This window comes from Pseudanabaena biceps PCC 7429 (assembly GCF_000332215.1).
In the GTDB taxonomy this organism is placed as follows: Bacteria; Cyanobacteriota; Cyanobacteriia; order Pseudanabaenales; family Pseudanabaenaceae; genus Pseudanabaena; species Pseudanabaena biceps.
Genome location: NZ_ALWB01000187.1, coordinates 1 through 10,543 on the forward strand (window position 1 = coordinate 1; position 10,543 = coordinate 10,543).

10 protein-coding genes are annotated in these 10,543 nt (G+C 44.9%); 2 read left to right on the plus strand and 8 right to left on the minus strand.

Annotated features, from left to right (window positions below):
- Positions 1-269 precede the first annotated feature (269 nt).
- Complete coding sequence (locus tag PSE7429_RS17475) at positions 270-1,985, plus strand: DUF3352 domain-containing protein (RefSeq protein WP_040689326.1); 1,716 nt, start codon at positions 270-272, stop codon at positions 1,983-1,985.
- A gap of 380 nt (positions 1,986-2,365) precedes the next feature.
- Here PSE7429_RS17475 and atpA read toward each other — a convergent pair whose 3' ends face one another.
- From atpA to PSE7429_RS17510, 7 genes are all read right to left on the minus strand, one after another.
- Complete coding sequence (gene atpA / locus PSE7429_RS17480) at positions 2,366-3,883, minus strand: F0F1 ATP synthase subunit alpha (RefSeq protein ID WP_009628627.1); 1,518 nt, start codon at positions 3,881-3,883, stop codon at positions 2,366-2,368.
- Between the two features lie 122 nt (positions 3,884-4,005).
- Positions 4,006-4,563, minus strand: a complete 558-nt coding sequence (gene atpH / locus PSE7429_RS17485; RefSeq protein WP_009628628.1) for an ATP synthase F1 subunit delta — start codon at positions 4,561-4,563, stop codon at positions 4,006-4,008.
- Between the two features lie 8 nt (positions 4,564-4,571).
- Entirely contained in the window at positions 4,572-5,105 is a 534-nt protein-coding gene (locus PSE7429_RS17490; protein WP_009628629.1) for a F0F1 ATP synthase subunit B, read from the minus strand.
- Between the two features lie 68 nt (positions 5,106-5,173).
- On the minus strand, positions 5,174-5,671 hold the full coding sequence (locus PSE7429_RS17495; protein WP_009628630.1) for a F0F1 ATP synthase subunit B': 498 nt from the start codon (positions 5,669-5,671) through the stop codon (positions 5,174-5,176).
- A gap of 219 nt (positions 5,672-5,890) precedes the next feature.
- Complete coding sequence (gene atpE, locus PSE7429_RS17500; RefSeq protein WP_040689330.1) at positions 5,891-6,136, minus strand: ATP synthase F0 subunit C; 246 nt, start codon at positions 6,134-6,136, stop codon at positions 5,891-5,893.
- A gap of 113 nt (positions 6,137-6,249) precedes the next feature.
- A complete protein-coding gene (gene atpB, locus PSE7429_RS17505; protein ID WP_009628632.1) occupies positions 6,250-7,023 on the minus strand; it encodes a F0F1 ATP synthase subunit A in 774 nt (257 codons plus the stop codon).
- Between the two features lie 80 nt (positions 7,024-7,103).
- Positions 7,104-7,550: an ATP synthase subunit I gene (locus tag PSE7429_RS17510; RefSeq protein ID WP_009628633.1), complete on the minus strand. Its 447-nt coding sequence runs from the start codon at positions 7,548-7,550 to the stop codon at positions 7,104-7,106.
- 379 nt (positions 7,551-7,929) lie between these two features.
- Here PSE7429_RS17510 and PSE7429_RS17515 point away from each other — a divergent pair, with 379 nt between their 5' ends.
- The gene (locus PSE7429_RS17515) at positions 7,930-8,535 is read left to right on the plus strand and encodes a hypothetical protein (protein ID WP_009628634.1); all 606 of its coding nucleotides are present in this window, start codon (positions 7,930-7,932) and stop codon (positions 8,533-8,535) included.
- Positions 8,536-8,580: 45 nt separating this feature from the next.
- Here PSE7429_RS17515 and PSE7429_RS17520 read toward each other — a convergent pair whose 3' ends face one another.
- Entirely contained in the window at positions 8,581-10,263 is a 1,683-nt protein-coding gene (locus PSE7429_RS17520) for a S8 family serine peptidase (RefSeq protein ID WP_009628635.1), read from the minus strand.
- Between the last annotated feature and the right edge of the window lie 280 nt (positions 10,264-10,543).

Sequence of the window (10,543 nt, forward strand, 5' to 3'; positions counted from 1 at the left end):
GGTGGCGCGGCGGAGCCGCGCCACCGATTCTGATAAATCTGGATTGGTATCTTAATTTTCTCGCAAGTCTCTTACTGGGTTTGTTTTTTAATTCACTGATTAATTACAGTTTAATTACAGTAAGTCACTTAATGACTTTATATCGGAGAAAGTGTATAGCGATCCCGTAGGTAGAGCTGAGTACTCTGATGATTTGTACCCAATTCTGTAGTATCTTGATTGAGACTTGGCGCTCAACATCTTGCAATTTTTAGGTTTATTCCATACCCATGTCGAAGTCATCTAGAACCAGTAAATCTGCTAAATCAAAACAGTCTTCAATGCTGATGTATATCGGCATAGGGGCGGCGACAATCGCCGCAGGAGCAGGGGGCGCATATTTTTTTGCACAGCGATCGCAATCGATCAAGGGAATTTTGGGTGCGGCCGCCGCGATCCCCCAAGAAGCGCAGGTGGTGATGGCTTTTAATACCAAATCAGAGCCGTGGAATAAACTAGCGCAGTTTGGCACACCTGCATCGCAGAAGCTAATTGGTGATGGTATTACCAAATCACCGCTAAATTCATTACTGATCCAGAGTAAGACTGAATATAGCCGTGATGTGCAGCCTTGGCTAGAGGGATATATTATTACGGCGCTCGTACCGAATGCAGCACAAGCAAAAGCACCTGCGGCAACCCTTATAATTGCGCCAACCCGTGATTCTGGTAAGTCGGATCTTTTTTTGGAGAAATATCGCGGAGCCTTGTCGCAACAGGGAGCAAAATTTAGTCCCAAGCAATATAAGGATGTTACCTATTACGAATCACCAACACGCGATCCTAATAATAGCGTCGTAACGGCAAATATTGGCGGACAGTATGTGGCGATCGCCACGAATGCCAACTTGATCCAAAAGGCGATCGATACCTATAAGGGCAATAGTCCTTCCCTTGCCAAGAAATCAATTTTTGCCAAGATCTATGGCAATTCGCAACAGACCAAAATTGCCGAGCCTCTGTTACAGGTTTATCTAGATGGTGAAGTAGCCTTAGAATTTATCGGCTCGCAAGCCAATCTCAATCTGAACGAGGCAGCTATCACGCAATCTCGGCGAGAGTTAGATGCTATGACCCTAACGGGCGGAACCCAAAAAGAAGGTTTACGTTTTGAAATTAATACCTATCTCAAAAACGACAACTCTAATCCCCTTGCCAACAACGAAGCCAAGGTTCTCAGTTTATTGCCTCAAGAAACATTTTTATTAGTTTCAGGTGTTAACCTCTACCAGTCTTGGCAGTCTCTAGTTGCTCAAGCCAAGGGCAATGCCAGTTCGGCCCAGCTAATTGAACAAATCCGCAAAGCCGTGAAAGACAGCACTAAACTCGATCTCGACCAAGATATTTTGAAATGGATGAATGGTGAATTTGCGATCGCGGCAATTCCGAACAATCAAGGTATCTTGGCTAATCCCGGATTTGGGTTTGTGGCGATCGCTCAAGCTGGAGATCTCAACGCAGCGCAATCAACCCTTGATAAAATTGACAAGGTCGCCCAAAGTAATTCAGGGGGAATATTACCTAAGGGAGTCGATCTTAAACCCAAGCAGATCGGTGATAAATCTGTCGTCACTTGGGCGATCGGTAATACTACCGTTGCCACCAGAGGGAGCCTAGACAATAATTTTGTTTTCTGGTCAATGGGCGATCTCGCTGATACCTTTGTGCCGAAAGCATCGAACAATTTACCTGACAGTAGTGCTTTCAAGATCCTTACCACCGATATTCCTAAATCCAATGGTGGCTATTTCTATTTGAATATGACTACGGCTCTCTCTCTTGCCGATCGCCTATTACCCCCTGAAGTGAAATCAAATCCTAGCTTCACCGAAATCCGTTCAGTACTGGATGCGATCAATGGAATTGCCGTAACTTCTACCAATGTCGATTCTAAAACTACCCGCTTAGATTTCCTATTTACGCTCAAGCCCACCCCTGGTAATTAAATTTCAAAAATTAAGAGAGAGTTGCGGCGCAACTGTCTCTTAATTTTTGAAGAAAGGCTTTTGAAGAAATGTAACTGTCGCCGCTTATTTTAATCAAATGGTAGCGCTTTGCACTGCTATCTGAATTCTTAGGATTAACGTCAGTTCGAGTTAAGCTGGCAAATTTTAAAAATCCAAAAGTAAAAGCCTTGCTACGCAAGGCTTTTACTTTTGGGCTTAGAGAAAGGGTTTGCTGCGCAAACCCTTTCTCTAAGCCAGTTTCAAATTATCCCGAACTCACGTTAATAAAAAAGGCGCAAATATGTCGATCACGCTTTAGCTGACCATTGCCAAATAAAAAAGAGGGCATATGCCCTCTTTTTTATTAGCTTATTTGTGGATTAGACAGAAGCTAAAAAGGTCTTCTTGTATTCAACAAGAGCTTCCTTCAAGATTTTTTCTGCTTCGTCAGAGAGCTTCTTCTCGGACTTGATGATTTCGCCGTACTTGGGCTTGCTGGTTGCCAAGTAGTTACGCAGACCCTTGTTAAATGCGCCAACTTGATCGACTTCGAGTTCATCAAGATAGCCATTAATTGCGGTATAGATAATCGCAACTTGGTCGCCTACGGGTAATGGCGAGTATTGGGGCTGCTTGAGGATTTCGCGGAGACGCTGACCACGAGCTAATTGTGCTTGAGTGGTTTTGTCCAAATCAGAGGCGAACTGAGCGAAAGCGACGAGGTCATCATACTGAGCCAATTCCAGCTTGATCTTACCAGCCACCTGTTTCATAGCCTTGATTTGCGCTGCGGAACCAACACGGGATACCGAGATACCAGGGTTGATTGCAGGACGAATACCAGCGTTGAAGAGGTCAGAGGATAAGAAGATTTGACCATCGGTAATCGAAATTACGTTGGTCGGAATGTATGCCGATACGTCACCCGCTTGGGTTTCGATGATAGGCAATGCGGTCATCGAGCCACCGCCGAGTTCATCACTCAACTTTGCAGCACGTTCGAGCAAGCGAGAGTGTAAGTAAAATACGTCTCCAGGATAGGCTTCACGACCTGGTGGACGACGGAGCAAGAGAGCCATTTGGCGATAAGCTTGGGCTTGCTTAGACAAGTCATCATAGACGATCAAAGTACCTTGACCTTTGTACATGAAGTACTCAGCCAATGCGGCTCCAGTGTAGGGAGCGAGGTATTGCAAGGTAGCAGGATCGTTGGCGCTTGCCATAACGACGATCGTGTATTCCATTGCGCCGCTTTCGCGAAGCTTGTTAACGACGTTGGCAACGGTAGAAGCTTTCTGACCGATCGCTACATATACGCAGATACAGTCCAAACCTTTTTGGTTGATGATGGTATCTACGGCAACCGAGGTCTTACCTGTTTGACGGTCACCAATGATCAACTCGCGCTGACCGCGTCCGACGGGGATCATCGCGTCGATCGCAGTGATACCCGTTTGTAGGGGTTCAAATACGGATTTACGAGCAATAATACCAGGAGCAGGAGATTCAATTAAGCGAGATTCAGATGCTTTGATTTCGCCCTTACCATCAATAGGTTGAGCCAAACCATCAACAACGCGACCAATAAAGGCTTCGCCTACGGGAACTTGGGCAATACGTCCAGTTGCCTTTACCGAGCTACCTTCAGCGATCTTGCGACCTTCACCCATCAACACAACACCAACGTTGTCTTCTTCAAGGTTCAGCGCAATGCCGACAGTACCATCTTCAAATTCCAGCAACTCGCCAGCCATGCACTGTTCCAAGCCATAGACACGAGCGATACCGTCACCGACTTGCAGGACAGTACCAACGTTGGAAACTTGCAGCTCTTGGTTATAATTAGCAATTTGCTGCTTGATAATATTGCTTATTTCGTCAGGTCTGATGCTAACCATAGTTGTGTTTTACCAGTTATCAGCGATCGATTTGTTTTGAATATTTGGGGGATTTAGCTATTAGCATTTAGCTAGTAGCTTTTGGCTTTTGGTAATTCGTAATTCATAATTACGATTACCTTCTAAACGCCTGCGGTGAGGCTACTCTTTAATCGGCGTAATTGTCCACGAATGCTGGCATCAACGACTTGAGAACCAACTTTAATGATTACGCCACCAATTAAATCAGGATTAACAGTTACGTCAAGGTCAACGCTTCTAGCGCCTGTCATCGCTTTGACGCGATCGCGAATGCTATCTTCCTGAGATCTACTCAATTTTAAAGCAGTCGTAATTTCAGCAAGAGCTACTTGATCAATTACACGCAATAGAGCTTTGAACTCATTAACGATTTGTCCTAAAAAGGCAATACGTTTGCGATCGACTAATAGAAGCAAAAAGCTTTTGGTAATAGGGCTTACCTGAGAACCAAACACATTTTCTACTACGCCTTTTTTGACATCTGCGCCAATTAAAGGGCTAGCAAATAATTGACTTAACTCCAAAGAATCAGTCAAAGTATCGCCAATCAGGCGGACATCTTTAGCGATCGCATCTAAGTTTTTCTGCTCTTGCGCCAAGGACATTAAAGCCTCAGCATAGGGAGCTACGACAGCTTGACTAACAGAATTAGATTTCATGTTTTCTCCTAGTCAGAACTTAAAAGGGCAATGCTACGGTCGATCAGTTCGACTTGAGCGGATTCACTCAAACCGCGATCGAAGTAAGACTGAACGCTAGCGAGGGCTTTTTCGGCAACTTGCTGACGCAATTGCACGATTACACGATCTTGCTCCGTGGCAATCTCTTGGTCGGCAGCTTCTCGCAAACGAGCAATATCTGCATCAACCGTCGCCAAAATTGCATCAGCCGCGTGTTTGGCATCAGTTTCAGCTTGTTTGCACAGGTTTTCAGCCTCGGTTTTTGCCTGAGCTAATTTGCCTTGCTGCAAAGCAAGCTTATCTGTTGCTTCCTTTTGACGCTTTTCTGCATCAGCGATCGCCGACTGGATAGACTCCAAGCGAGCCGAGAGAATTTTGCCTAAGAAACCACGACCTGCATAGATCAAAAGACCGATAACGATCACTAAGTTGATCAGGTTAGTTTCCAGAATATCGGAATTAATCCCGAAGCCTGAATGTTCGCCTGCTTCACTTGCAAGTAAGACGAAATTTCTAATCATAAAGGTTGTTTCTATTACTCAATACCAGCCAGAATCCAGATAGAAACTATCTATGAGGATCGTCAGAACTAGGATTTAACTAAGTTACCTAGTAATTTTTCTAGAACTTGGCGACTGAGCGACTCTACTTCAGCGTCCAGAGATGCGGTCGCATCTTGTTTTTGCTTTTCGATTTCTGCTTTAGCTGTAGCAACTTTTGCTTGAGCTTCAGCCATCGCAGCATCAATACGTTCTTTACGAATCTTATTTGCTTCCGCTTGAGCAGTTGTTAAGATGTTCTGAGTTGCCTTGCGCGCAGAAGCAAGCTCTTGCTCATATTGCTTAACAGCTAACTCAGCTTTTTCTAGACGTTCCTTTGAGCCAATAATCTGTCCTCTAACATAATCATCGCGATCATCGATCGCCTTAGTTAAAGGTTTGAAGAAAATAACGTTCAGAAGCGCTACAAAAACAACAAATTGCACTGCCATAATTGGAAGTGTGGCATTGATATCAAACAAGCCGCCTTTATGTTCTGCCGCTTCCGCAGCGATGAGAACAGTTGAAAAAAGGTTCCAAATTGTCATAGGTATGTTGCTAAAAAAGCACTTTTGTGGGCACTTTTGTGGAGCATTTGGATAAATGCTATTACTAAAGGTAGCGATCTAGATGGACAAAGAAGCCAAGAATTAAAGGAAAAGCTCGACTTTCCAACTTAGCTTCTTTGCTACAATAGCTCTTTACTACAGCACTCAAGAGAAGGCATTCAAGAAATACATTCAAGAAAGGCATTCAAGAAAAGGCTATTAGGCGAAGGGGTTAGCGAATAGCAATACAAGTGCAACAACCAGACCGTAAATGGTAAGAGCTTCCATGAAAGCCAAGCTCAACAATAGGGTGCCACGAATTTTGCCTTCAGCTTCAGGCTGACGAGCAATACCTTCTACAGCGCGGCTAGCAGCAGTACCTTGACCAATACCAGGTCCAACTGCACCAAGACCAACGGCAACGCTAGCGGCGATTACGGATGCTGAAGCTACTAATGGATCAATCACGTTCTTTTTCCTTCTTAGATTATTTTTAAGTGTTTACAAATATGGGAAACAAATATGGGAAACAAATATGGGAAACCCACTTCCCGAATCAATCGTTTGAATTAACGAGCTTAATGCTCATGTCCTTCATCACCATGTCCCTCCATCGCTTCACCGATGTAAGACGCTGCCAAGGTCGAAAAAATCAATGCTTGGATGGCACTGGTAAATAATCCCAGAATCATCAATGGCAGAGGTACAAACAAAGGTACGAGGAGAACCATGACCCCCACAACTAGCTCATCGGCGAGGATGTTTCCGAAAAGACGGAAGCTTAGCGAAAGGGGTTTTGTGAAATCTTCAAGAACCCATAAAGGAAGGAGAAAGGGAGAAGCTTGGATATATCTAGTGAAGTATTCCAAACCACGCTTGCTCAATCCAGCATAGAAATAGGCTAAGGAGACTAATAATGCTAGGGCGATCGTGGTATTGATGTCGCTTGTCGGGGCAGCAAGTTCGCCCTCGGGCAATTCGATCAATTTCCAAGGAACTAGCGCTCCTAACCAGTTCGATACGAAGATAAACAAGAATAGACTACCAACAAATGGCACCCATTCTCTGTAGTGCTTTTCGCCAATCTGGTCTTTAGCGATGCCCTGAACGTATTCCAGAGCATATTCCATGAAATTTTGAAAACCTGCGGGAACACGTTGGTCAGCCTTAGCAGTGCTAGATCCGATCAGTGCAGCAACGAGTACTGCTCCCATCACAACCCAGCTCACAATTAAAACTTGACCATGTACCGCTAGATTACCGAACTGCCAATAAAAGTGTTTGCCCACTTCTAGTGCGGCAAGACTGGTTTGGTGACTAACTGAATAGCCAAAAGATACTGGATCGATCATGTTCGATATGTTACAACCTGTAGGAGGTTAAATCAGCGAGAATGGAACCCACTCCTCAAGTTTTCCTCAATCTTGGTCAATTAGCCTTTGCTCAAGTCTTGGCTCAGGTCTTGGCTCAAGTCTTGGGCAAGAATTACTAAAACAGCGACTTTGTAGGTCATAAAACCTAAGAATGCAGGCAAAATCTCTAGTTGATCGGACTTAGCAGCGATCGCCATCAAAAGTACGAACAGCCCAAGTCGCGAAAATCCGAGTCGGTTGGATTCACCACCCAATCGATCTACGCTTTTAGCTAGCATTCTGAAGTAGACAGAGCCAACTAATGCACCGACAGCATAACTGAGGGCAATCTTCCACCCGTACCAAAACCATACCGCTAAGCTAATAACAAGCCCAGAGATGAGGGTGATTACTAACAGCCTAAGCTTGAGGCGATTGTACTCTTCCATGCCATCAACAACTGATGTGGATGAGGTTTTTACAACCGTCTGTGCAACTGTACTGTTTTTTGCGGGGATGATCTTCACTGTTGACCCTTAGAGGTTGACCTATAGCGACTGCTTTTTAGCAAAATTTGCTGACTGTTTGAGTGAAGAACTAGTACTTGAGATAGTACTGAAAATGGGTGTCCAAAAACTTGGATGTAGCTGCCTACACCGTTGCTAAGCATATCACGCAAGATGTCACATTTGCTTTACAACTCTTCAACAAATAAGGTGGGGACTATGGCAAAGTGTCCCTAACATACTTTTGGGGATACTTTTAATAGTTACTTCGTCTGTGTTGGGGTGTTACGATAGCAAAAAGTTTTAGATAAATGCTTTTCACTTTTCTCAAGTTAAAAGCAACCCCCAAGTATTCAGCTAAAACTTATTCTTTCTTGTGAGCATCCAGAATTTGCAACCTATGTCCACATCCTTTGCTAAGCCTTGCTTCTTTCAGATTGCCTTTCAAGCCGCAGCTTTATCTTTGATCTCTTCTGCGACTTTGCTACCTCTAAAGGCGATCGCCCAAAATGCTTCACCTCAGCCGCCCAAAGTTCAACCTACGCAAGCTCAGCCCGTAGAGGCAACTAAGCCCAATTCTCTAGAGAATAGTGTGTTTAGTATTGCAGGGGGGCAGAGGTTGATGGCAGAGTCAATGACCGCAGTTAGCCAGCAAAATTACGATCAAGCTGTATCTAAGTTGCAAGATGCCCGTCAAGTCTTTAATCAATTATCAAATTTTTATCAGGAGCTAACGACCAGCTTTTCAGGTATTGACAATCGCATTTCTGATAGTCATCGTCGTAAGGCTCTACAGGCAGCACAGTTGCGTGATGAGGCAACCTACCAGCTTGCTGTGGTTTATCGGGCTAAAAATCAACCAGAGCTATCTGTACCTTTGTTAATTCAATTGATCCGTAGTCAAGCGCCTACTCGCGATCTCGGTCAACAGGCTTATCAACAATTATTTGAGTTAGGTTTTGTTGATGCCCAATACCTCCCTCCTAGCGCGACTACCCCTAAGTAATTCAAGTAAAAAAAGGGGCGCTAAGCGCCCCTTTTTTAAGGATGTTTAAGAATTTTTTGCCCACCAAGCCAAGCCGTAGCGCTGGCTTGCGGTATTGGTTTGGGGAGATTTGAATACCACCCGCAGTTTGTATTTACCTGTGGTGGGAATTTTCACAAAAATATGCTGTAAGTTGTCAACTTGACTGGTGGATGACCAAATACTTTGGGAAATATCGGTATCCTGCGATCGCATTAAGTACAATTCAATTTTATTAAAGCCCTCATCACTAAAGCTTTCACCGATATCGTAGAGGCTATTGCCATTTTTATCGTTGAGTTTAACTTGACGATCCCAAGTTAGGGTAGCTGCGATAAAGCTGTCGGCTAAGAGCGGCTCGCCAAAAATATAATCTTGAAAATTATCGACATCGACAAAATTGGTATCCCAACCGATCGCTTTGATGGTTGCCACTCCATTTTGGGGTGATTGCTGTCCTGCTTGGTATTGCAGCAAAGCTCGACGAGCATTGAGTTGTCCTGCGCCAAGACTGCGACTGAGCGGCACTACCCGACTGCCATAGGCTTCACTGTCGAGCCATGTTTTGCCAAAGGTATCGAGAATAGTTTTGGACATACCAAGGTTCTTCCCATCACCCCGATCTTGAATTTTATCGGCGGAGTTGATGAGGACAGCTTTGAGTAACTCATGCCGACGCGCTTCAACGCTCCATTGTCCAATCTCAATCTGGCGATTGGCGTACTCATGGAGTAGGGCGATCGTCCCGACTACGTGGGGCGCGGCAAAACTCGAACCATTGGCATTTTTAAATTTGCCTTGTAAATTGGGGAGTTTGAGGTTATTACCAGGAGCAAGCAGCGCCAGCGATCGCCTGCCATTGAGGGGACTTTCGACACCTGCCGTCCATTTCCCATCTTTATTGAGGTCAGTAAAAAATTCCCCCTGCTCGTATTTACCAGTATTACTGCGATCGATAAATGGCTCATCGATCAGGTTGCCACGATCAAGCTGACGATAAATACCCTCAACCTCATGGGTAAAGCCCACGGTAAAGCCATTAAAAAGATCGGTGGGAATGGGAATGCCGCCTTTACCTTGGTTTCCTGCAATTATCGGTAAGGTATTGTAAGTCGTCGCCAGCCAATCGACGCAGAGCGTAAGTAGAGCATTGCCATCGAGTTGAGGATTGGGGCGCGGATCTTCGCTGAGGAGTTCGCCAAAGCTGAAGTTAATCGCCCGCACAGTACTGTTGTGTTGTCGCGCAATATATTGAGAGGCAAGACAGGCTTCAGGTTGTCCGTCTTGGCGACGTTGGGAATAGGCGGCAGAGATCAGTTTGGCGTTGGGCGCGATACCTCGGTAAGTTTTATCTTGACTAATGATGACTGCGGCAACCTGCTCGGAATGATCGTCAATGTTGCGATTGGGAACAGCCTTACCATCGCGAAAAAAAACAGCATAGGGCTGCACGATCGCGCGATCGCGCGATAAAAGTTTGTTAAAGAGTTTATCTACGGCAAAGCGTAATGGACGACTCAACTCGACTTGCCCCACAAATACATCTTTGCCCGTGAGGTTGTAGGGAGAATTTTGCAAGCTCCTTGCATCAATACCTTGGCGATCGGCGGACTTGTCTAAGGTCCATCCTGCGGGACTATTCGCCAAAATGGTAATACAAGTAGAAATATTGCACAAAATCCCAACGACACACCAACCTGAGCTACGCATTTTTCTTCCTTTGATTCCCTATGGATTGGCTATACAGCAATCCTAAATGATTTGTGAGAGGATTCGACTTCGCTCAGCTATCGGTATTAGGATGGCTGAGCGAAGTCGAAGCCCCATTTTTCTCGTAAAATTAAAAACTAGATCTAAAACCTGCGGCGCACAGCGTGCGCCACAGGTTTTACATCTGGATTTTAATTATGCTGAAGTACTCTGAAGTACTTACAGCGCTTCGCGCTCAAACCCAAACCAAGGAAATTTTTGAAAGCGTTGCGAAGCAACG

Excerpts from the sequence above, each read along its gene's own strand:
- PSE7429_RS17475 (WP_040689326.1), top strand. The coding sequence starts at position 270 with ATGTCGAAGTCATCTAGAACCAGTAAATCTGCTAAATCAAAACAGTCT.
- atpA (WP_009628627.1), bottom strand. The coding sequence starts at position 3,883 with ATGGTTAGCATCAGACCTGACGAAATAAGCAATATTATCAAGCAGCAA.
- atpH (WP_009628628.1), bottom strand. The coding sequence starts at position 4,563 with ATGAAATCTAATTCTGTTAGTCAAGCTGTCGTAGCTCCCTATGCTGAG.
- PSE7429_RS17490 (WP_009628629.1), bottom strand. The coding sequence starts at position 5,105 with ATGATTAGAAATTTCGTCTTACTTGCAAGTGAAGCAGGCGAACATTCA.
- PSE7429_RS17495 (WP_009628630.1), bottom strand. The coding sequence starts at position 5,671 with ATGACAATTTGGAACCTTTTTTCAACTGTTCTCATCGCTGCGGAAGCG.
- atpB (WP_009628632.1), bottom strand. The coding sequence starts at position 7,023 with ATGATCGATCCAGTATCTTTTGGCTATTCAGTTAGTCACCAAACCAGT.
- PSE7429_RS17515 (WP_009628634.1), top strand. The coding sequence starts at position 7,930 with ATGTCCACATCCTTTGCTAAGCCTTGCTTCTTTCAGATTGCCTTTCAA.
- PSE7429_RS17520 (WP_009628635.1), bottom strand. The coding sequence starts at position 10,263 with ATGCGTAGCTCAGGTTGGTGTGTCGTTGGGATTTTGTGCAATATTTCT.